The sequence below is a fragment of the uncultured Tenacibaculum sp. genome, from assembly GCF_947498805.1.
Taxonomy (GTDB): Bacteria; Bacteroidota; Bacteroidia; order Flavobacteriales; family Flavobacteriaceae; genus Polaribacter.
On sequence record NZ_CANMLT010000004.1, the window covers coordinates 437,843 to 460,436 of the forward strand.

The 22,594-nt window shown below is 32.5% G+C and carries 23 protein-coding genes and 3 tRNA genes; 18 read left to right on the top strand and 8 right to left on the bottom strand.

The window, feature by feature from the left end; genetic code table 11:
- From Q0873_RS10330 to Q0873_RS10370, 9 genes are all read left to right on the top strand, one after another.
- On the top strand, nt 1-1,191 hold the full coding sequence (locus tag Q0873_RS10330) for an FtsW/RodA/SpoVE family cell cycle protein (protein ID WP_299106844.1): 1,191 nt from the start codon (nt 1-3) through the stop codon (nt 1,189-1,191).
- A gap of 72 nt (nt 1,192-1,263) precedes the next feature.
- Nucleotides 1,264-2,355 (top strand): undecaprenyldiphospho-muramoylpentapeptide beta-N-acetylglucosaminyltransferase, encoded by a 1,092-nt coding sequence (gene murG, locus Q0873_RS10335; RefSeq protein ID WP_299106847.1) that lies wholly within the window; start codon nt 1,264-1,266, stop codon nt 2,353-2,355.
- Nucleotides 2,355-3,707 carry a UDP-N-acetylmuramate--L-alanine ligase gene (gene murC / locus Q0873_RS10340; protein ID WP_299106849.1) on the top strand — a complete coding sequence of 451 codons (1,353 nt, stop codon included), beginning with the start codon at nt 2,355-2,357 and terminating at the stop codon, nt 3,705-3,707. The genes murG and murC overlap by 1 nt, the downstream gene beginning before the upstream one ends.
- Entirely contained in the window at nt 3,704-4,429 is a 726-nt protein-coding gene (locus Q0873_RS10345; protein ID WP_299106851.1) for a cell division protein FtsQ/DivIB, read from the top strand. Before murC ends, Q0873_RS10345 begins: the two co-directional genes overlap by 4 nt.
- A 1-nt stretch (nt 4,430) precedes the next feature.
- Nucleotides 4,431-5,780 (top strand): cell division protein FtsA, encoded by a 1,350-nt coding sequence (gene ftsA / locus Q0873_RS10350; RefSeq protein ID WP_299106853.1) that lies wholly within the window; start codon nt 4,431-4,433, stop codon nt 5,778-5,780.
- Nucleotides 5,781-5,862: 82 nt separating this feature from the next.
- Nucleotides 5,863-7,743, top strand: a complete 1,881-nt coding sequence (ftsZ, locus tag Q0873_RS10355; RefSeq protein ID WP_299106855.1) for a cell division protein FtsZ — start codon at nt 5,863-5,865, stop codon at nt 7,741-7,743.
- A 66-nt stretch (nt 7,744-7,809) separates the two neighbouring features.
- Entirely contained in the window at nt 7,810-8,256 is a 447-nt protein-coding gene (locus Q0873_RS10360) for a GatB/YqeY domain-containing protein (protein WP_299106857.1), read from the top strand.
- Nucleotides 8,257-8,265: 9 nt separating this feature from the next.
- A tRNA-Arg gene (locus Q0873_RS10365) sits at nt 8,266-8,339 on the top strand.
- A gap of 148 nt (nt 8,340-8,487) precedes the next feature.
- Nucleotides 8,488-9,294 (top strand): zinc-dependent peptidase, encoded by an 807-nt coding sequence (locus Q0873_RS10370; RefSeq protein ID WP_299106859.1) that lies wholly within the window; start codon nt 8,488-8,490, stop codon nt 9,292-9,294.
- On the opposite strand, the gene Q0873_RS10375 is transcribed toward Q0873_RS10370, so the two are convergent.
- A complete protein-coding gene (locus Q0873_RS10375) occupies nt 9,291-9,923 on the bottom strand; it encodes a Crp/Fnr family transcriptional regulator (RefSeq protein WP_299106861.1) in 633 nt (210 codons plus the stop codon). The genes Q0873_RS10370 and Q0873_RS10375 overlap by 4 nt on opposite strands.
- 130 nt (nt 9,924-10,053) lie before the next feature.
- Here Q0873_RS10375 and Q0873_RS10380 point away from each other — a divergent pair, with 130 nt between their 5' ends.
- On the top strand, nt 10,054-10,473 hold the full coding sequence (locus tag Q0873_RS10380) for a CBS domain-containing protein (protein WP_299106863.1): 420 nt from the start codon (nt 10,054-10,056) through the stop codon (nt 10,471-10,473).
- Between the two features lie 31 nt (nt 10,474-10,504).
- Here Q0873_RS10380 and rpe read toward each other — a convergent pair whose 3' ends face one another.
- Both rpe and Q0873_RS10390 read right to left on the bottom strand, forming a co-directional pair.
- Complete coding sequence (gene rpe, locus Q0873_RS10385; RefSeq protein WP_299106865.1) at nt 10,505-11,161, bottom strand: ribulose-phosphate 3-epimerase; 657 nt, start codon at nt 11,159-11,161, stop codon at nt 10,505-10,507.
- A gap of 148 nt (nt 11,162-11,309) precedes the next feature.
- The gene (locus Q0873_RS10390) at nt 11,310-12,173 is read right to left on the bottom strand and encodes an RNA polymerase sigma factor RpoD/SigA (RefSeq protein WP_132723771.1); all 864 of its coding nucleotides are present in this window, start codon (nt 12,171-12,173) and stop codon (nt 11,310-11,312) included.
- A 220-nt stretch (nt 12,174-12,393) separates the two neighbouring features.
- On the opposite strand from Q0873_RS10390, the gene Q0873_RS10395 reads away from it, so the two are divergent.
- Genes Q0873_RS10395 through Q0873_RS10405 form a run of 3 tightly spaced genes read left to right on the top strand, consistent with a single transcriptional unit; the run spans nt 12,394 to nt 14,032 of the window.
- Nucleotides 12,394-12,963, top strand: coding sequence for a sigma-70 family RNA polymerase sigma factor (locus tag Q0873_RS10395; protein ID WP_299106870.1), 570 nt, complete (start codon nt 12,394-12,396; stop codon nt 12,961-12,963).
- Between the two features lie 5 nt (nt 12,964-12,968).
- The gene (locus tag Q0873_RS10400; RefSeq protein WP_299106873.1) at nt 12,969-13,199 is read left to right on the top strand and encodes a hypothetical protein; all 231 of its coding nucleotides are present in this window, start codon (nt 12,969-12,971) and stop codon (nt 13,197-13,199) included.
- 14 nt (nt 13,200-13,213) lie between these two features.
- Entirely contained in the window at nt 13,214-14,032 is an 819-nt protein-coding gene (locus Q0873_RS10405; protein WP_299106875.1) for a mechanosensitive ion channel domain-containing protein, read from the top strand.
- Nucleotides 14,033-14,458: 426 nt separating this feature from the next.
- On the opposite strand, the gene Q0873_RS10410 is transcribed toward Q0873_RS10405, so the two are convergent.
- The 5 genes from Q0873_RS10410 to Q0873_RS10430 all read right to left on the bottom strand — a co-directional run bounded on the left by Q0873_RS10410 (nt 14,459) and on the right by Q0873_RS10430 (nt 19,612).
- Complete coding sequence (locus tag Q0873_RS10410) at nt 14,459-15,166, bottom strand: porin family protein (protein WP_299106877.1); 708 nt, start codon at nt 15,164-15,166, stop codon at nt 14,459-14,461.
- Nucleotide 15,167: 1 nt separating this feature from the next.
- A complete protein-coding gene (gene ubiE, locus Q0873_RS10415) occupies nt 15,168-15,896 on the bottom strand; it encodes a bifunctional demethylmenaquinone methyltransferase/2-methoxy-6-polyprenyl-1,4-benzoquinol methylase UbiE (RefSeq protein WP_299106879.1) in 729 nt (242 codons plus the stop codon).
- Between the two features lie 16 nt (nt 15,897-15,912).
- The gene (locus Q0873_RS10420) at nt 15,913-16,806 is read right to left on the bottom strand and encodes a NifU family protein (protein ID WP_299106881.1); all 894 of its coding nucleotides are present in this window, start codon (nt 16,804-16,806) and stop codon (nt 15,913-15,915) included.
- A 102-nt stretch (nt 16,807-16,908) separates the two neighbouring features.
- The gene (locus tag Q0873_RS10425) at nt 16,909-18,297 is read right to left on the bottom strand and encodes a hemin receptor (protein ID WP_299106883.1); all 1,389 of its coding nucleotides are present in this window, start codon (nt 18,295-18,297) and stop codon (nt 16,909-16,911) included.
- A gap of 49 nt (nt 18,298-18,346) precedes the next feature.
- Nucleotides 18,347-19,612 (bottom strand): hypothetical protein, encoded by a 1,266-nt coding sequence (locus tag Q0873_RS10430; protein ID WP_299106886.1) that lies wholly within the window; start codon nt 19,610-19,612, stop codon nt 18,347-18,349.
- A gap of 146 nt (nt 19,613-19,758) precedes the next feature.
- Here Q0873_RS10430 and proS point away from each other — a divergent pair, with 146 nt between their 5' ends.
- From proS to Q0873_RS10455, 5 genes are all read left to right on the top strand, one after another.
- Nucleotides 19,759-21,237, top strand: coding sequence for a proline--tRNA ligase (gene proS, locus Q0873_RS10435; protein ID WP_299106888.1), 1,479 nt, complete (start codon nt 19,759-19,761; stop codon nt 21,235-21,237).
- Between the two features lie 74 nt (nt 21,238-21,311).
- A tRNA-Glu gene (locus Q0873_RS10440) sits at nt 21,312-21,383 on the top strand.
- Nucleotides 21,384-21,511: 128 nt separating this feature from the next.
- Nucleotides 21,512-21,583: transfer RNA gene (locus Q0873_RS10445), tRNA-Glu, on the top strand.
- A gap of 33 nt (nt 21,584-21,616) precedes the next feature.
- Nucleotides 21,617-21,868 (top strand): 30S ribosomal protein S20, encoded by a 252-nt coding sequence (gene rpsT, locus Q0873_RS10450; protein ID WP_299106890.1) that lies wholly within the window; start codon nt 21,617-21,619, stop codon nt 21,866-21,868.
- Nucleotides 21,869-21,937: 69 nt separating this feature from the next.
- Complete coding sequence (locus Q0873_RS10455) at nt 21,938-22,582, top strand: hypothetical protein (RefSeq protein ID WP_299106892.1); 645 nt, start codon at nt 21,938-21,940, stop codon at nt 22,580-22,582.
- Nucleotides 22,583-22,594: the final 12 nt, after the last annotated feature.

Here is a 22,594-nt window from a genome sequence, read left to right on the forward strand (position 1 = left end):
ATGAAAACCATTTTTCAACATATTAAAGGAGATAGAGCTATTTGGGCTATTGTAGCTATTTTGGCAATATTCTCATTTATGCCTGTATATAGTGCTAGTACCAATTTAGTATATGTAGTTGGTAATGGTTCTACCGTAGGGCATTTGGTAAAACACATTGTGCTGTTAATAGCTGGTTTTGCCATTATTTACGGAGTGCATAAAGTACCATATCGCTATTTTAGTGGAGGGTCCGTATTAATGTTGCCTATTGTAATTCTCTTATTAATAGTAACGCTGGCGCAAGGAACAACTATTGGAGGAGCCAACGCGAGTAGATGGATTCGTATTCCTTTTGTGGGAATTGGATTTCAAACATCAACTTTAGCAGGGTTAGTGCTAATGGTGTATGTGGCCAGATATTTAGCTAAAAATAAGGAGAAGCTGATTACTTTCAAAGAAAGTTTACTGCAATTATGGTTGCCAGTAGGAGCGATTCTTATATTGATTTTACCAGCCAATTTTTCAACAACTGCAATTGTTTTTAGTATGATATTGTTGTTGGTTTTTATTGGAGGTTATCCACTAAAATTCATACTTTATATATTAGGAATGGGACTTTTTGCTTTGCTGTTTTTTATTCTGGTGGCAAAGGCATTTCCAGATGCTATGCCTAACAGGATTCAAACATGGGAAAGTAGGATAGAAAGTTTTATTTCTGGTGATTCTAAAGAGAATTATCAAGTTGAAAAAGCAAAAATAGCAATAGCAACAGGAGGTTTAGTAGGAAAAGGAGCGGGTAAAAGTGTTCAAAAAAACTTTTTACCACAGTCTTCTTCAGATTTTATTTATGCCATCATTGTAGAGGAGTATGGGTTTGTAGGAGCTATAATGGTTATTTTTATTTACTTCTTATTGCTATTTAGAATACTGATTACAGCTAAAAAAGCTACGACCATCTTTGCGACATTATTAGTTATTGGAGTTGGACTGCCAATAATATTTCAAGCCATTATTAATATGGCAGTAGCTGTGAATTTATTTCCGGTAACCGGACAAACATTACCACTTATTAGTAGTGGAGGAACATCAATTTGGATGACTTGTTTTGCTTTAGGAATGATCTTAAGTGTAAGTGCATCTAAAAATGAAACAGAAGAAACAATTTTAGATGATAATCCTTTAGATATTTTACATGAAACGCTGGACTAAAAATATCAATCTAAACAGAAGTAATATAATGAGCGTTACATACAATCATAATTATAAAATAACAAAGACTGTATGAAACAATCGATTAATGTTATTATAAGTGGAGGAGGAACAGGTGGACACATCTACCCGGCAATTGCGATAGCAAATGAAATTAAACTGCGTTATCCAAGTGCGAATATTTTGTTTGTAGGAGCAAAGGATAAAATGGAGATGGAGAAAGTGCCTCAAGCAGGTTATGATATTAAAGGATTATGGATTTCTGGAATCCAAAGGAAAATAACATTAAAGAATTTGAGTTTTCCTTTTAAGCTATTAAGTAGTTTATGGAAAGCTAATGCTATTATTAGAAAGTTTAAGCCAGATGTAGCAATTGGTACAGGTGGTTTTGCTAGTGGTCCTACATTAATGGTGGCCAATAGAAAAGGAATTCCAACCTTAATTCAAGAGCAAAACTCATATCCTGGAATAACGAATAAGTTGTTAGGTAAAAAAGCAGGAAAAATATGTGTTGCTTATGATAATTTGGAACGATTTTTTCCATCTAGTAAAATTATAAAAACAGGAAATCCTGTTCGACAAGATTTGTTGTTTATACATACAAAAACAGAAGAAGGGAAAGCTTTTTTTAAGTTGGATCCTAACAAAAAAACTGTACTGGTCTTAGGAGGAAGTTTAGGGGCGAGAAAGATTAATGAATTAATACAATTTGAATTGAAGTTCTTCAAAGAGCAAGATATACAAGTGATATGGCAATGTGGGAAATTGTATTATGAAGAGTATAAAAAGCATAACGAAGAAGAAGGAATTCAAGTACATCAATTTTTAAATAGAATGGATTTGGCCTATGCAGCAGCAGATTTTGTTGTGTCTAGAGCGGGAGCAAGTTCGGTTTCAGAATTGTGTATCGTTGGAAAGCCAACCATTTTTATTCCTTCTCCAAATGTGGCAGAAGATCATCAAACTAAAAATGCAAAAGCAATTGCAGATAAGCATGGAGCTATTTTAGTAAAAGAAAATGAATTGAATACATTTCCAATAGTATTTGAAACATTATTAAAAGATAAAGGGAAACAAGAAAGTTTAAGTGAAAATATTAAAACGTTGGCATTACCTAATGCAACGAGTGATATAGTAAACGAAATAGAAAAGTTAATTAGTTAGTGGATTTAAATCATATACATAATATTTACTTTGTAGGGATAGGGGGAATTGGAATGAGTGCCATTGCACGTTATTTTTCTGTGAATGGGAAAAAAGTGGCTGGATATGATAAAACCCCATCTGTAATAACAAAATCACTAGAAGAGATTGGTGTTGAAATTCATTTTGATGATGCTGTTAAAAATATTCCGATTTCTTTTTTAGATAAAGAAAAAACCTTAGTTGTCTATACGCCGGCAATACCTAATAATCATCTAGAATTAAATTATTTCAAAGAGAATAATTATACAGTGGTAAAAAGGGCAGAAGTATTAGGAATAATTACGAACAATACTTTTTGTTTTGGAGTAGCTGGAACCCATGGAAAAACAACCACTTCTTCTATTTTAGGTCATATTATGGAATCTGAAAAAGCTACGGCCTTTTTAGGTGGGATTACAGAAAATTACAATTCAAACTTAATATTAGGAGAAGATAAAATATCTGTAGTAGAAGCGGATGAGTTTGATCGTTCTTTCTTGCAATTGTCGCCTAATATAGCTTGTGTTACTTCTATGGATGCGGACCATTTAGATATTTATGGAGAAAGTGAAGCATTGCAAGAATCGTTTAGAGATTTTGTAGCTAAGGTCTCGGAAACATTGATAGTTGCCAAAGGATTACCTCTAAAAGGGTTAACCTATGCAATTAATGAAGAGGCTGATTATAAGGCGGTAAACCTAAGGGTGAAAAATGGAGTATATGTGTTTGATGTAAACACACCAACTTCTGAGGTAAAAGATATAGAGTTTAGCTTACCAGGGAAGCATAATGTAATGAATGCTTTAGCAGCTTTAGCTATGGCAGATGTGTATGGAGTTTCTTTAGAAGTAATAAAAAGCAAACTGAAAAGTTTTAAGGGAGTTCAAAGAAGGTTCTCGTATAAAATTAAATCCGAAGAAATTGTTTTAATAGATGATTATGCACATCATCCAACAGAGATAAATGCGGTAGAGAATTCGGTAAGAGAAATGTATCCAAATGAAAACGTTTTGGCAATTTTTCAACCTCATTTATATAGTAGAACAAAAGATTTTGCAGATGATTTTGCAGAAGCACTTTCCAAGTTCGATGAGTTGTTGTTGTTAGATATTTATCCAGCAAGAGAATTACCAATTAAAGGAGTTACATCATCTTGGTTGTTAGAAAAAATAACTGCTGAAAACAAGCAGTTGGTTTCGAAAGAAAAATTATGTGCACATGTAGAAGAATCATCGGCTAAAATTGTGACAATTTTAGGAGCAGGAGATATAGGTGTATTGGTGAAAGATGTAAAAGAAGTTTTAGAAAAAAAGTATCAAATTTTCGAATGAAAAAAGTCATAGCATATATCGGATTTTTGTTGTTGCTGACGTTTTTGGCATTTTTATATGGGTTTGCGTCCAATAGAAATGGGGATAAAACCATTAAAAATACTGTGGTAGAGTTCGAAGCTGGAGATAATAATTTCCTGACACACAGTTTGGTTGATAAAATGTTAATACAAAATAATGATTTTGTTAAAAACCAAGCAAAAAGAATAGTAGATTTACACTTTCTAGAAACAAAAGTTTCTGCTAGCCCATACGTAGAAAAAGCAGCTGTTTATATGACTGTTGATGGTGTGTTAAAAACACTAATCAAACAGCGAAAGCCTTTGGCTAGAATTGTTAATAAAAACAATTCGTTTTATGTTGATAAACAGGGGGTTGAAATTCCGATTTCTAAAAATTTTTCTGCAAGGGTACCCTTAATATCTGGTGTGGGGAGTCCAGATGAAATAGATGAAGTTACTGAGTTAATAAATGTAATCGCTAATGACGACTTTTTAAATAAAGAAGTTATTGCAATAGATAAGACGGCTAAAAACGAATATAGATTTTCAGTTAGAAGCGGTAATTATAAAGTGCATTTTGGAAAGTTTGTAAATGTAGATAAGAAGATAAAAAAGTTAAAAGCATTTTATAATAAAGCATTTATAGATAAGTCTATTAACGAATATGAAGTAATTAATTTAAAGTATCACAACCAAGTTGTGTGCACAAAACAATCGTAGTATGGAAAACAATAAAATAGCAGTTGGATTAGATATTGGTACAACCAAGATTGTTGCCATGATTGGCCGTAAAAACGAATACGGTAAACTGGAAGTTTTAGGAATAGGAAAAGCGAAAAGTTTAGGTGTAAAACGAGGTGTGGTAAATAACATAACCCAAACGATACAATCTATTCAGCAAGCAGTTGATGAAGCACAGAGTGTTTCAGGGCAGAAGATCGATGATGTAGTAGTAGGTATTGCAGGGCAACATATACGTAGCTTACACCATAGTGATTATATTACTAGAGAGAAATCAGACGAGGTAATAGACGAACATGATATAGAGAACTTGGTAGACCAAGTACATAAGTTGGTAATGTTACCAGGAGAGGAAATTATTCATGTGTTGCCACAAGAATATAAAGTAGATAGCCAACCAGAGATAAAAGAGCCTATAGGAATGTATGGAGGTAGGTTAGAAGCTAATTTTCATGTAGTAGTTGGACAAGTTTCTTCTATAAGGAATATTGGTCGTTGTGTAAAAAGTGCAGGTTTAGAATTAGCGGATATCACTTTGGAACCGTTGGCATCTGCATCTGCAGTATTAAGTCAAGAAGAGAAGGAAGCAGGTGTAGCGTTGATTGATATAGGTGGAGGAACAACTGATTTAGCAATTTTTAAAGACGGAATTATTCGTCATACCGCTGTTATTCCATTTGGAGGAAATGTAATTACAGAAGATATAAAAGAAGGTTGCTCAATAATTGAAAAGCAAGCTGAATTATTAAAAGTTAAGTTTGGTAGTGCTTGGCCAGGAGAAAATAAGGAAACTGAAATAGTTTCTATTCCAGGTTTAAGAGGTAGAGAACCAAAAGAGATAACACTTAAAAATTTATCTAAAATAATTCATGCACGTGTTCAGGAAATTATAGAACATGTGTATTTAGAAATAAAAAATTACGGACACGAAACTCAAAAGGGTAAGCTTATTGCAGGAATTGTTTTAACAGGAGGTGGATCTCAGTTAAAACATTTACGTCAACTGGTAGAGTACATTACTGGAATGGATGTACGTATTGGATACCCGAATGAGCATCTAGCTGGAGATTCTGATGATGTTTTATCAAGCCCAGCATATGCAACAGCTGTAGGATTATTGATGGAAGGGTTGGAGAAGCAAAGTAAAGAGGAAATCGTAGAAGTTGTAGTTGAAGAAACAAAAACTGAAGCATTAGAAGAAGATCATGCTATAGAAGAAGATACAACTGCTCAAAAAGTAGAGCAGCAACAAGTACAGAGACCTAAATCTAAATCATTCTTTGAAAAGTTTACCGAACGATTTAAAGAATTTTTAGATAACGCAGAATAAAGTATAATTAATAAAGCTCTTTATTTGATCCCCTAATAAGAGCAAGAGTAGAATAAGAAAAAAGATTAAACGAAAAGTTATTATGAGCGCAGAATTTGATAACATTTCATTCGACATGCCAAAATCACAATCGAATGCCATTAAAGTAATTGGTGTTGGCGGGGGAGGTAGCAATGCTGTAAACCACATGTATAGTAAACAAATTCACGGAGTAGATTTCGTAATTTGTAATACAGATGCACAAGCACTAGAGAATAGCCCAATTCCTAATAAAATACAATTAGGAGCCCATTTAACATCAGGGTTAGGTGCAGGGGCAAACCCAGAAATTGGAGCACAAGCAGCCGCCGAAAGTATTCAGGAAATTCAGCAAATGTTAAGTACCCATACCAAAATGGTATTTATCACCGCTGGAATGGGAGGTGGTACCGGAACTGGTGCAGCTCCTATTATTGCTAAAATTGCTAAAGACATGGATATACTTACGGTAGGTATCGTAACTATGCCATTTCAGTTTGAAGGAAGAATGCGCTCAAAACAAGCTCAAAAAGGTGTAGATGAGCTTCGTAAAAATGTAGATTCTTTAATTGTAATTAATAACAATAAGTTAAGAGAAGTTTACGGAAATCTTGGATTTAAAGCTGGTTTCTCAAAGGCAGATGAAGTATTAGCAACTGCAGCAAAAGGAATTGCAGAAGTTATTACTCATCACTATAAGCAAAATATCGATTTACATGATGCTAAAACGGTACTTTCTAATAGTGGAACTGCAATTATGGGATCTGCTAAAGAAACAGGAGCAAACCGTGCTAAGAACGCCATTGTAAAAGCGTTAGATTCTCCGTTGTTAAATGATAATAAAATTGCAGGAGCTAAAAATGTATTATTATTAATTGTTTCTGGAGCTAATGAGGTTACCTTAGATGAGATAGGTGAGATTAACGATTACATTCAAGATGAAGCTGGATACGATGCCAATATTATTATGGGTATTGGAGAAGATGATACTCTTGAAGATGGAATTGCAGTAACTGTTGTTGCTACGGGTTTCGCAAGTGATCAGCAAAGTACTATTACAAATACAGAAGTAAAGAAAATTGTACATACACTAGAAGATGATCAAAAGGCAACTTATTCTTTTGGTGAACAAACAATTGAAAAGGCTCCTAGTATTGACGAACCTTTAGCTGAAAAGAAGGAAGAAAAAATAGTTCATGTACTACAAGAGGAGGTAGAAGAACTTCAACAACCTAAGTTGAATTTAATACCTACTTCAGAAGTCATCAAAAATATTGATGTAGTTTATGAGGAGATCACTATTGAAAATGTATCAGAAGATGATTTTATCATAACAAATGTAGCAGATAAGAAAGAGGAGGTAAAAGAAGAAAAACCAAAAGTGGTTCAGCAAGATTTGTTGTTTGATCTTCCTTTAAACTCTTATGAAGAAATTAAACCTGCTGCTCGTCTTGTAGATACTACTAAAGAAATTGAAAACATTCAGGTAGTAGCGGAAGAAGTAAAACCAGTTCATCAGCAAATTGAAAAGCGTTATATTTTAGATGATTTTGATGTTGAGCCTACAATTGGAAAAAGTTCAACTCCTGAAATTAAAAATGAAGTAGTTGAAGAAGAGTTGCAATTTGAAGTAAAAACAAAAACTCAAGAAGAAATTAATAACATAGATACGGTTAGTGAAGAAGTATCTCCATTGAGTTTAACGATTTCTGAATTGCAAAAGAGACGTAATGATCGAATTGAAACAATGAAGAAATTCAATTATAAGTTCAATGATCAAGTTTCAAAGAATATAGATGAAATTGAGCGTCAACCAGCTTATAAACGATTAGGAGTTGATATTGATGCAGGTTCAGATATTAGTAAAACTGAAACGGCGTTGAACAATGATAAAGATGACTTGTTGAGATCGAACAACTCATTTTTACATGACAACGTAGATTAAATAAAAAAAACATAATTTTATAAATTCCCGATTTATCGGGAATTTTTTATTCTAAAATTTAAAGATATGAGCTTACAAGAACAAGTAATGAGTAAAATGAAAGAAGCTATGAAATCAAAAGATACAGTAGCTTTAACTGCTTTAAGAGCACTTAAATCGGCTTTTATGTTGGCAAATACAGAAGCTGGTTCGGGAGATTTATCTGAAGCGGATGAATTAAAAATTGTTCAAAAACAAGTAAAACAAAGAAAAGATAGTGCCACTGTATTTAAAGAACAAGGAAGAGAAGATTTAGCGGAGCCAGAATTGGCAGAAGCGGCAGTTTTAGAGCAGTTTTTACCGAAAGCATTATCTGAAGAAGAGATTACTGCTGTAGTGGAAAAAGTAATTGCAGATACCGGTGCTGATGGAATGAAAGATATGGGGAAAGTGATGGGAGTTGTTTCTAAACAATTGGCTGGACAAGCAGATGGTAAAACCATTTCTACCATTGTAAAAGCAAAATTAGCTTAATAAGGTATAGACTCAGTAGTTCAACTGGATAGAACATCAGATTTCGGCTCTGAGGGTTGGAGGTTCGAGTCCTCTCTGGGTTGCTAAAACAAAAGCAGCTAGTTGTAATACTTTGCTGCTTTTTTAGGGGAAAAGAATCTCTTTATTAGAGAATTTACTTGCTTGTTGCCAAATTTATGAAAAGAATAATTTCTGTTTGTAACATTTGTTACATAGAAGAAATTTTATGAGATGAAATATATTTATTTAATCAAACATACATCTGTAGCAATTGGAGCTATTGGGGCCTTTGTAAATGTCTTAGAGTCTTTGTCTGTTTACTTTTTTAACAAACCTCTATTTGTACATTTTTATGTGGTAAAGAAAAGATTGCCCAAAAGTAAAAAGGAATTTTTAGAAGAAAATATTCGTTTTTATAAAAGGTTAAATAGTCAGCAAAAGCAATATTTTGAGCATAGGGTAACAAAGTTTATAAGAAACTATGATTTTATAGAGAAGGAAGGTTTTAAATTTACTCCTGAAATTAAAGTATTAATAGCTTCGTCTTATGTAAAACTAACTTTCGGTATGCGTCGATATCTTACAAGTACTTTTGATAAGATTATAGTGTATCCAAAAGCATTTTACTCTACAACCACTAAAATGTACCATAAAGGAGAGTTTAATCCTGCCTATAAAGCAATCGTATTTTCTTGGGAAGATTTTTTATTAGGGGATGTTATTTTGAATGATAACCTTAATTTAGGAATTCATGAGTTTACCCATGCTTTAACCTTCCATGGAACAAAATCTAAAGATGTTAGTGCACGTATTTTTTACAAACTCTTTGTAGAGATTACTAACTTTATGAATGATAATAGAAATATAGATGAAATTAAGGCCTCTGGATATTTTCGAGATTATGGGTTCACCAATAAAGTAGAATTCACAGCGGTAATAATGGAACATTTTTTTGAAACTCCAGAAGACTTAAAAGTAAAATTTCCCGAGCTATATCGAAAAATTAAACTCATGCTAAACTTTCCTTCTTTAAGTTAAAGAGCCAAAACTTTAATACTATTTCTATGGAGTTCTATTTGCTGCTCTTTTTCCAAAGATTTTAACAATCTCGAAACTACAACCCTTGAAGTATGCATATCATTAGCAATTTGTTGATGCGTAACATGAATAATATCTGTATGAGTTACCATAGCTTTATCTTTTAAATATTTGAAAAGCCTTTCTCCCATATTTAAAAATGCAATAGAATCTACAGCTTCAATAAATTCATTCAAACGAGAATGGTAGCTTTGTAATATAAACTCTTGCCAGCTTGAATATTTACCTAACCATTCAGACATTTTTTCCTTTGGAAGCATCATAAGTTTTACGTCTGTTTCAGCGATTGCCTTAATTTTACTTTTAGTTTGCCCCATACAACAAGATAAAGTCATCGCACAAGTGTCTCCTTTTTCTATATAATATAAAACTAATTCATCTCCTTCCTTATCCTCACGAAGTATCTTAATAGCTCCTTGAAGTACTAAAGGTATTGATATAATGTAGTTATCAATATCAATAATAGTTTTATTAGCTTCAAATTCCTTATAAATGGCAATTTTAGCTATTTCTTCTAGTAATTCTTCCTCAAATAGGTATCCATATTGTTTGTGTAGTTCTTCAATCAAAGTAGTAGGTTGTTTTTGTAAAAATACGTAAAAAGGTAGAAATAAAATATAAGGATTCACATGATTTAAGTCAGCTTTTTCTCTGTTTTAAATGTAGAAATTTGATATAGAAATTAAAAATAGAGAGACAATGAAAAAAAGAATGCCAGTTTCAGTAATTATGACTAAAGAGGTAATAACACTGAATCATACAGATGATTTAACAACAGCAGAAAAATTATTCAAAGAAAATAATATTAGACATATTCCTGTAGTTAGTGGTTCAGAAATTAAAGGAATGTTGAGTTATACAGATTTATTGAGAATTAGTTTTGCTGATTCCATAGATGAAGGAGAATCAGATGTAGATACAGTTGTATATAACATGTTTACAATTGAACAAGTAATGGCAAAAAACTTAGTGATGGTAAATTCATCAACAACTGTAAAAGAAGTAGCAGAAATTTTATCTAAAAAAGAGTTTCATGCATTACCAGTAGTTGATAGCGGTAAATTGGTTGGTATTGTAACTACCACAGATCTCATAAATTATTTATTAGATCAATTTTAAGAAAGAAAAAAGGAGGTTTAAACCTCCTTTTTTAATTTATAAGTGCTTTTAAATCAGCGATAGTTTCTGTTGGATTGTCACTTTTAAAAACGTAACTACCAGCAACTAGGGCATCAGCTCCAGCTTCAATAAGTTTGTTTGCGTTTTTATTTGTTACTCCACCATCAATTTCAATAATTGTAGAAGCTTCGCTAAATTCAATTAAGTTTTTTAATTGTTGTACTTTTTTATAAGTATTTTCAATAAAAGATTGTCCACCAAAACCAGGATTCACACTCATAATACATACCAAGTCTAAATCTTTGATAATATCTTCTAAAACAGCAATGGGAGTGTGTGGGTTTAAAGCTACACCGGCTTTCATTCCAGCTGCTTTAATTGCTTGAATTGTTCTATGTAAATGTGTACAAGCTTCGTAATGTACCGTTAAAATATCTGCGCCTAAATCGGCAAAAGTTTGAATGTAACGATCAGGATCAACAATCATTAAATGTACATCGATTGTTTTATTGGCATGTTGTGAAATAGCCTTTAAAACAGGCATTCCAAATGAAATGTTTGGAACAAAAACGCCGTCCATAATGTCGATGTGAAACCAATCTGCATCACTATTGTTTACCATTTCAATATCGCGTTGTAAATTGGCAAAGTCTGCTGCTAAGATTGATGGAGCTACTAGTTTACTCATGAGTTGTATTTGTTGTGTTGTTATTTGTGGCAAATATAGTTAAAACCTAGTAGGTATATAAAAAAGAAAACTCTCGAAATCGAGAGCTTTCCATTCATTAATCAAAAAACGAATAGTTATGATAACTATTTGTTATTGTATATATTTTTTAACCTAAATAGGTCATTAAAATTTTACTTCTAGAAGTGTGCTTTAATCTACGAATAGCTTTTTCTTTAATTTGACGAACACGCTCACGAGTTAAATCAAAAGTTTCACCAATTTCTTCTAAAGTCATCGGTTGATGCTCACCTAAACCAAAATATAATTTAACTACATCTGCCTCACGAGGAGTTAATGTTTCTAACGCACGATTAATTTCGATACGTAAAGATTCATGTAATAAAGTTTTATCTGGATTTGGTGATTCTCCTGAGTTTAATACATCGTATAAGTTAGAATCTTCACCTTCAATTAACGGAGCATCCATAGATACGTGACGACCCGAATTTTTCATAGATTCTTTTACATCACTAACAGTCATGTCTAATTTCTTAGCAATTTCTTCAGCACTTGGAGGGCGCTCATTCTCTTGCTCTAAGAAAGCATACATTTTATTGATTTTGTTAATAGAACCAATTTTATTTAAAGGTAAACGAACAATACGAGATTGCTCTGCTAAAGCTTGTAGGATAGATTGACGAATCCACCAAACAGCATATGATATAAATTTGAAACCACGAGTTTCGTCAAAACGCTTAGCTGCTTTAATTAAACCTAAGTTTCCTTCGTTAATTAAATCAGGTAACGTTAATCCTTGATTTTGATATTGCTTAGCCACAGATACTACGAAACGTAAATTGGCTTTTGTTAATTTTTCTAAAGCTCTTTGGTCTCCTGCTTTTATTCTTTGTGCTAATTCTACTTCTTCATCTGCAGTAATTAAATCTACTTTTCCAATTTCTTGCAAGTATTTGTCTAAAGAGGCTGTTTCTCTGTTAGTTACCTGCTTTGTAATTTTAAGTTGTCTCATTTAGCTTAGTAAAATTTTAATGATTAACAATCTGTTCTCAATTACTTATACGTAGGTTTTTTAGTAAATGTTACAAAAAAATTATTTTTTTTAAAAAAGCTTCGTTTTTGTTAAAGAATTGTTAATTTCACTTTCTGAAAATAAGTACGTGACTTATTAAATAAAATTGTGTCTAATTCTTTACAAGTCTAATATATTTTAGAATAACCAAACTTGACTTTTGAAAAGTATTGATGTTACAAAACTAAGCGACGAAGAGCTAGTCAGTAAAATAGTACAAAAAAATGATACTCATTTATTTGCTGTTTTATATGACCGGTATGCTGGTGTGGTATACAACAAATGCTATGGTTTTTCTAAGAACAAAGAAGAAGCACAAGACCTTACCCACGATGTTTTCGTTCGTTTATTTGTCAAACTAAGAACTTTCAAAGGAAAATCTAAGTTTTCTACATGGTTATATTCGTTTACCTATAATTTCTGCGTAAATTACGTGCAAAGAAATAGTGAAAAGAAGAAAGAAAAGGTAACCGTTGTAACTGATCAGATTAAAGAAGATAGTGAAATCGATGAAATTGATGATGCTACACTATTCGAATTAAAGTCAGATAAATTAGCAAAAGCACTCGAGATAATATCAGCTGCTGATAAGATGATTCTTTTAATGAAATATCAAGATGATATGAGCATTAAAGAAATTTCAGGAGCTTTAGAATTAGGAGATAGCGCTGTAAAGATGCGTTTAAAACGAGCAAAAGAGAAAGTCGTTAAAGCGTATAATGAATTGTAATTATTATGGATAATCCATTTAAGAAAATATTACATAACGAAGAATTGCCAGAAGTACTTAAAGAAAAAGTACTTAATGATGTGGCAATGATTAAGCTATCGATAGATGTTGCTGATTTATTTGTGGTGAAATACCCAAATACTATTGTAGATCTAATAAACGCTCCAGATTCAGAAAATAAACCAAACGAAAAGGAAAATAATAAAGAAGATGAACCAAACGAAAATAAGAACTAATAAGACTATAAATTATGAAAGCGTTACAAGTTGACTTTTTAAAACCTTTTAAAGATACATTTGGCGATATTATTGAATTTTTACCCACAGTTGCAGGCTTTGTTGGTTTTGTAATTATATCGTGGATTGTTATTAAAGTATTTCTTTATATTGTAAGAAAAGCCTTAGCAAAAACTAAGATAGACGAATGGTCTAAAAAATTAAGTAAAACAGAAATTTTTGGAAATTCAACAATAAACATTGTTTTAACTAATGTAATATTAGCAGTTCTAAAATGGTTTTTGATTTTTGTTTTCGTAATGTTAGGTGCTGAAATTTTTGGTTTAACTGCAGTTTCAGACGGAGTTAAAAGTTTCTTTGCTTATTTACCTAAATTATTAACAGCTCTTGGGATTTTTGTAGCGGGAGCTTATCTAGGAACCGTTGTAAAAAAGGCTATTCAGTCTATGTTTAAGTCAATGGAGATTAGTGGAGGAAATGTAGTAGGGAATATAGCTTTTTATTTAATAGTAGTTTTTTTGTCAATTACCGCATTAGATCAAGCTGGAGTAGATACTTCTGTTATAAAGAGTAACCTAACCTTATTAATTGGGTCTATTTTATTGGCCTTTACTATTGCTTTTGGTTTGGGAGCTCGAGATGCAGTAGCAAGATTACTTTTTGGATATTATTCTAGAAAGAATATTGGGATAGGAGAAACTGTAAAAATCAATGATATTGAGGGAGTGGTAATTGCAATAGATAATATTTGTATGACCATTAAAACAGCCGATGGAAAAGTAGTTTTACCGATTAAGGATGTGGTAGATAATAAAATAATTTTGAAAAATTAACATATGTTAATGTCTTTTTTTCTATATTTGTAGTCACAAGTTAGAAATAAATTTTTATTAAAGATAATTGTATGATAGATTTCGGGGGACTTCTATCAAATTAGTAAAGAGAAATCTTTGCAATTTAATGACTACCGTTTGGTAGTCATTTTTTTTGCTTTAATGTGACTCATACTTAAAAAATGTGTCATAATAGATGTAGATAGATTTCGGGGGACTTCTATCAAATTCTAAAGAGAAATCTTTGTTTTGGTGGCTACCTAATTTAGGTGGCCATTTTTTTTGTGACTTTTATAAAATAATTGTGTCAAATACCCCAATAGATAGATTTTGGGGGATCTCTATCGTGTAGTGAATAAAGTTTCACTCAATAAAAAAGCGGCTTAATAGCCGCTTTTGTTCTTTGTATATATCTTTGATATTGATTTATTCAAATGACAAATGAAGGAAAACACCACGTGTACCTAAAAAATCAATAGGATCTGTCCATCTACTGTTAGGACTGTTGTCTCTTACTAATTCATTATTAATAGCAAAAACACCTCTTATGGAAGGAGAAAATTTAAAATAACTAAAATATAAGTCAATTCCAATACCAACTTCATACATAAAGTTGCTGCTTTTCGTTCTAAATTCTCCAGCAGAATTATCATCACTATTACTTTCATTACTTGAGAAGTTATAATCATAAGAAACCCCTCCAATTACATATGGTCTAACATTGTTAAGTCTATTGGTACTTAATTTTAGTAAAACAGGTAAGTGTAAAAAGGTAGCTCCAACTTCTCTTTTTGTAACATTTTCAGCTCCAGTAATATGTCTAAAACGTAGGGTTTTAGTATTTGACATTAAACCTGGTTCAAACCTCAGATTAACATTATTATGTAATCTTAAATCTGCAATCAAACCAACATTAAAACCAATGGTAGATTCTACTTCAACATTAGGACGACCAGTTTGGTCTACAAAACTAGGACGATATGATATTTTATAACTGTTTGAGTTACCACCTAAATAAAATCCATAATGAAATTTAGGGTTGTCAAAGGTAGGAAGTTTAAGTACTTTTTCCTTTTGAGAAAAAGAAAATGTAGTCGATAAAATAAATCCGAAAATTAAAAAACGTTTAAACATACTATTTGGTAGCGGTATAAATTGATGCAACTCCAAAAGTTACAGGTAAATTCTTTGCATTCTTAAACCCATTTTTTTGCAAAATATTGTTGAAAGCTTGTCCAAAAGGAAAAGAATTTGCGCTTTCAGATAAATACGAATAGGCAACCTTATCTTTTGAGAATAATTTTCCAATAACTGGAAGGATAAAGTTTGTGTAAAATTTATAACCTTGCTTGAACGGAAATTTAGTGGGGTTAGATGTTTCTAATACAACGAATTTTCCACCTGGTTTTAATACGCGATGAATCTCAGTTAATCCTTTATCTAGAGTTTCAAAGTTCCTTACTCCAAAAGATACAGTAATGGCATCAAAAGTATTGTCTTCAAAAGGAATATTTTCACTGTCTCCAACGACCATTTCAATAGTATTACTCAAATTAGACTTGGCTACTTTTTGTTTTCCTACGTTTAACATCCCTTCAGAGATATCTAAACCAACGATTCTGTCAGGATTCAATGAAGCCATCATCAAGGCTAAATCTCCAGTACCAGTTGCAATGTCTAAAATTTGTTTTGGTTTGTTTTCTCCAACTAACTTTACAACTTTTTTCCTCCAGCTAACGTCTATTCCTAAAGAAATAACACGATTTAAACCATCGTAGTCTTCAGAAATATTATCAAACATTTTAGCAACTTGCTCTTTTTTTCCTAATTCGGAATCTTTATAAGGTTTTACTGTTTTAGACATGCTATTGTTCTGTGTTTTATCCGTTAATTGCTACTACTTCACTAATTTGATTTGGTAACATTTCTTTCAACATAGTTTCGATTCCGTTTTTTAACGTAACTGTTGAAGACGGACATCCACTACAAGCTCCTTGCAAAATTACACGAACTTGTTTAGAGCTTTCATCATATGATTGAAATGCAATATTACCTCCATCTGATGCAACTGCTGGTTTGATATATTCATCAAGAATCTCAACAATTTTAGTTTCAGTATCAGATAAGTTCTCTTTAGGAATCTCAACATTTTGTTGAGTTTGTTGCTTTGGTAAAGTAGCAATAATTGATTTTCCTTCTTGGATATAGCTGCGAATAAAAGTTCTTACCTCTTGATATACTTCATTCCACTCTACCATATCGTACTTTGTAATTGAGATATAGTTTTCTGAAATGAATATTTCTTTTACAAAAGGAAAGTTAAATAAAGCTTGTGCTAAAGGAGATGATTTACTTGCTTCATCTATGTTTTTATATTCTACATCTGTCTGTGTTAAAGCTTTATTGGTTCCAAATTTCATTACAGCTGGATTTGGAGTAACTTCTGCATACACTTCAACAGCGTCTTTTTTAGTAGTTTCTTCTTTAACAACAGGATTTCCTTGTTGTAAATATGCTTCAATCTGTGCTCTTACTTCTTCCTCTACATCTTCCCATTGAACAATATCGTATCGTTGAATAGCAATAAAATTTGCAGTTACAAATACTTTTTTTACAAAAGGAAGGTAAAATAATTGTTGTGCTAAAGGAGAGTTTTTAGCCTCATCTATATTATTATACTCATAACTACCACCGTTAATTAATATAGTATTACTAATAAACTTAATAATAGTTTCGTTATTAGTTTCTTGTATGTTTATTTTTACTGAACTCATGTCAAATTAAATGAAATGCAAAATTACGGTAAAAAACTGATATATATATAAGCAAAAAGTCTCGTTTAAAAAACGAGACTTTTTAAAATGTATGTTAAGCTGTTACAAACTGAAGGTAACAGTTCCTGTAATTCTTGATGTGTTGTTGTTTAATTCAATAGGGTCAACATTTACAGCATTTGAATTGTAGATGTTATAAGGGCTATTGTTTTCAGATTTACGGTATGATAAATCAATTTTTGTTCCTCCAAAATTGTAACCTATCCCCAAAGAGTACCCTCTTATATGATCTTTGTCTAAAGCTCTAATTGATGGATTTTCTTCATAGTGATATCCTGCTCTAAGGCTCATTTGATCAAAACGCCATTCAGTTCCGATGTTTAATGCATTGGTAGCTTTGAAATCCCTGTCAAAATTTTGATTTACCTGATTAAAAGAATTTCCTGTATAGGTGATGTTACTATAGTTTTTATACGTATAATCGGCGCTTATTAAACCTTGTTTTCCAAAAACAAAAGCAGCACTAGCTGTTAAGCGACTTGGAGTTCTTAATTTAAAAGTGTTTAAAGTAAATTCTTCGCCACTATTTACGTCTGTTGCCTGGGTAGTTGCGGTGATTTCGGTAAATCCTAACCAATCGTCATAACGATTGTTGTTAGGGTCAAATACATTTAAATTACTTTCTTCAATAATTTCAGGATACCATGTAGGAGTTTCATAGGCTAAACCAAAACGAAAAGAACTGTTTACTTTATAAATAAAACCTGCACTTAACGATATTCCACTACCTTCGAAAAAACTATCTTGAATGTTACGTGCATTTAATACTTGGCCATTGGCATCTTCATTTCTTTCTCTTAATTCAGTAACTTGAGAAAATCTTAAATCATGAAACTTAACAGAGGCTCCAACATGTAGTTTCTTTTGATAGGCTGCAGAAAACCCCATTTCAAAAATAGAGTTTTGTCCTTTCATGGAATTAGAAAAACGTTGTTCTATACCATTATTGAATTGATTACTTGTGTCATCTGGGTGTTCATTAAACAATGCACTACCACTATTACCTACAGAAGAAAATGATCGGTCAAAATCGTTTTTAACATGGTAGTTAAATGTAAGTGCAAAACGACTCCAATCTGAATCGTAATTAGTATCGAAAGTTAAGATACCACCTCCCTGAGTAATGTTTAAATAATCGTTTTGAGTATTTATTGTATTTCCATAGTAATTTGCTAATATTTCATCATTTCTATTGCTTAGTGTTGCAGAGAAAGAACTTTTTTTTGCAACTGCACTACCTGCTGGGTTAATGCTGAATGCCGAAATATCTCCTCCTAGCGCTCCAAAGGCTCCACTCATCGCTTCAAAACGAGCTGTACCAAAATTATCATTATCTGAGAATAAAATTCCTAAATCTGTATAGCCTAAGGATTGAGAAAAGGCTGTAAAAGTACTGGCAACAATTGTTGCTAATGCTAAAATTCGTTTCATGTTTTTCGTTAATTAGTTTATAACTTATTTAGAAAAGTTGGTTAAGATATTATCTTCTATTTCGGGTACTTCTTCCACTAGAACTTCTACTAGACGAGCTTCTGCTAGATGAGCTTCTACCGCTTGAGTAACTTCTACTAGAAGAGTTACTTCTACCACTAGAGTAGTTTCTTGAAGAAGAGCGATTCGAAGAATAACTACGATTATTATTACTACTTCTTGAAGGAGTATAACTTCTGTTAGAACTTCTAGCAGTTCTGCTTCGAGAAGAACTACTTTCAGTATTTCTAGATGGTTTATAGCCTCCAGTAGAGTATCCTCTTCTTGTTTTTGTGGTGCTACTTGTAGATCTTCCTCTAGTGCTTCTAGAAGATTGAGAACCTCTTGTGCTACCGCGATAAGAATTATTTGATCTACGTGGAGTATAACTTCTTGTTCTAGTACCTCTGGTAGAACGGGTGCTTCTAGTGTTGCGAGAATTTCCATAGGTTCTTCCGCTACCTCTTCTATAAGTGTTTGAAGAACGTCGAGACGTGCTTGTCCCTCTTCTGCTAGTTGTTGTTCCTCTTCTACTAGTCGTTGTTCCTCGTCTACTTGTAGTATAACCTCTACGGCTTGTGGTATATCCTCTTCTTGAGTTTGAGGCTGTTCTGTAACCTCTATAAGGATTAGCACCTCTGTAATAACGATTGTTAAATCTGCTTCTGAAATAAGGTGGGCAGTAGTTGTTCCATCCCCATCCTACATAGAAACCAGAATTCCAGTGGTATGGATGCCAATAAGGGTTGTAGCCCCAACCGGCTCCCCATCCCCAACGGTTCCATCTATTCCAACGGTTCCATCTCCAGTCATTCCATCCCCATGTGTCCCAAAATGGGTCATAAAAACCATTGTAACCCCATCCCCATTGAGGATTTGTGTTAATGTTAATTACAACATCTGAACTTGAATTATATCCCCATGGTTGATTACCATTATTATAAGTAATTCTAGTTTGAGGTTTTTCTTCATCAACAATATCTTCTTCAATATCGATATCTTCTGAAGAGTAGTTTTCAATATCTGTAAAGTAATCAGTTCCGTTTAATGTTCCTAAACGCTCAACTTCTTTGGTGAAATAGTTTTCATTATATTCTTCATACTCTCTATCATCAACCTCTACAACTCTGGGTTGTGGGCGTTCAACCTCGTCTGAATAAATACCATCATCACCACCAGCAACTGTTTGCATTGTTCCGCAGGAAACAAAGGACGCTACCATTAATAATGATGCTATAAATAATGGAAGTTTGGTGTTGGTGTAATGTATTTTCATGTCTTTAATTTTTAGGTTAGAACACTATAATCGTAAAAGATACTACAAAAATGACTTTCAATGTTGGGCTTGTTACCTTTTTAATGTAGTTTTGCAGATACAATTTACGCATAAAAAATAACAATATTTGTGCCAAACTTTTGATTATGAGCAAACATTTAACAAAAAGAGCTGAAGATTACTCTAAATGGTATAATGAATTAATTGTAAAAGCAGATATGGCTGAGAATTCGGCTGTAAGAGGTTGTATGGTAATTAAGCCTTATGGTTTTGCAATTTGGGAGAAAATGCAAGCAGAATTAGATAGAATGTTTAAAGAAACAGGACATCAAAACGCGTATTTTCCACTTTTTGTTCCCAAAAGTTTATTTGAAGCTGAAGAAAAAAATGCAGAAGGTTTTGCAAAAGAATGTGCAGTAGTAACACATTATCGTTTACAGAATGATCCAGATAATGAAGGGAAACTACGTGTGGATCCAGAAGCAAAATTAGAAGAGGAATTAGTAGTACGTCCAACTTCTGAAGCTATTATTTGGAATACTTATAAAGGATGGATTCAATCTCATAGAGATTTACCTTTATTAATAAACCAATGGGCAAATGTAGTACGTTGGGAAATGAGAACACGTTTGTTTTTACGTACAGCTGAGTTTTTATGGCAAGAAGGGCATACGGCACATGCTACGAAAGAAGAAGCAGTTGCAGAAGCAAAACAAATGCAAGAAGTGTATGCAACTTTTGCAGAGCAATTTATGGCAATGCCAGTGGTTAGAGGAGCAAAATCTGAAAGTGAACGTTTTGCGGGAGCAGATGATACATTAACAATTGAAGCGTTAATGCAAGATGGAAAAGCATTACAAGCAGGAACGTCTCATTTCTTAGGGCAAAACTTTGCAAAGGCTTTTGATGTGAAGTATACATCTAGAGAAGGAAAACAAGAACATGTTTGGGCAACTTCATGGGGGGTGTCCACAAGATTAATAGGAGGTTTGATTATGACACATTCAGATGATGCTGGTTTAGTACTACCTCCAAAATTAGCACCAATTCAAGTAGTAATTGTACCTATATATAAAGGAGAAGATCAATTAAATGCAATATATGATAAGGTTAATCCTATTATAAAAGAATTAAAAGCAAAGGGAATCTCTGTAAAGTTTGACGATAGAGATACAATGCGTCCAGGAGCGAAGTTTGCGGAATATGAGTTAAAAGGAGTGCCAGTTCGAATTGCAATGGGTAAACGAGATCTAGAAAACGGTACTGTTGAAGTTGCAAGAAGAGATACATTCGAAAAACAAACGATAAACCAAGATGAATTGGTTGGTTTTGTAGAGGGCCTTCTTAATGAGATTCAAGAAAACTTGTATACGAAAGCATTAAACTACCGAAATGATCATATTACAGAAGTAAATACTTTTGAAGAATTTAAAGATGTAATTGAAAATAAAGGAGGTTTTGTATCTGCTCATTGGGATGGTACAATCGAAACAGAAGATAAAATAAAGGAAATAACAAAAGCAACGATTCGTTGTATTCCAAATGATGCTAAAGAAGAGGAGGGAACATGTGTGTTTACAGGTAATCCTTCTACTAAAAGAGTGTTGTTTGCGAAAGCATACTAAAAAAGTAAAAAAAGTTTTGGTGTATTTTAAAAGAGTTTATATATTTGCACCCGCAATCGAGAAATGATTGTGACGGCCCATTCGTCTAGTGGTTAGGACGTAAGGTTTTCATCCTTAAAACAGGAGTTCGATTCTCCTATGGGCTACAAGTTCTAAGCAGCTTCGATCAATTTCGAAGCTTTTTTTATCAAAAAGATAATTAATAGAATAAAATTATTGCAGATATAAAAAAGAGTTTATATATTTGCACCCGCAATCAAGAAATGATTGTCACGGCCCATTCGTCTAGTGGTTAGGACGTAAGGTTTTCATCCTTAAAACAGGAGTTCGATTCTCCTATGGGCTACAAGTTTTTATAAACATTTAACGTTTTAGCAAAATGGCAAATCACAAGTCAGCAATCAAAAGAATTAGAAGTAACGAAGCGAAGCGCTTAAGAAATAAATATCAGCATAGAACAACTCGTAATGCTGTTAAAAAATTAAGAGCTATTACAGATAAGAAGGAAGCAGAAGGAATGTTTTCGTCAGTTGTTTCTATGCTAGATAAGTTAGCAAAGAACAACATCATTCATAAGAATAAAGCAGCAAACTTAAAGTCAAAGTTGGCTAAGCATGTTGCAGCTTTATAAGAGTTTTAAGGTTAGTTAATAGTAAAAAACGCTCCAAGGTAATTGGAGCGTTTTTTCATTTGTATATATATGAAAATAGTTACGTTCTCTTTTCTATTTGTAACTGCTTTTATGTTTTCACAACAAAAGCAATTGTTTTCAAGTGATATCAAATTGAATAGTATTCAGTTTGTTACAAATAATCTTGATGATATAACTATTGAAAATAGTAAAACAGAAAAACTAGAGATTATTTTAGAAAATGATAATTCATTTCCTATACGAATAGTAACTAATAAAAGAAATGAAACAATTGTGTTTTCTTTTCAAAAGGAGGAAACCTCAGGATTAGAGTCAAAGGTTTTTAGAAAGTATATTACAAAAAGATTGGATAGAGCACGAATTGTTGTTAAAGTTCCAAAAGGGAAGGAGATTTCGGTTTTTGGACAAGTCGTAGGGGTGGTTTCTAAAAGTTATGTGGGAGATTTATCAATTTATATAGATAAAGGAAACGTGAAGTTAGAAGAAGTCAAAGGAAATGTATCTGTTAACTTATTTTTGGGTAATATATATGCTGAAATAAATGAGACAAATCTTACGCTTAAAACAGTTCATGGAATTATTGAAATAGATGAGAAAAACAAAGAAACTAATCTTTTTGAGTCTAGTGCTGCCAACAAGTTTAATTTGTCTGTTAAAAGTATCCATGCTAATATTTATTTAACTAAAAAATAAACAGAATACTTT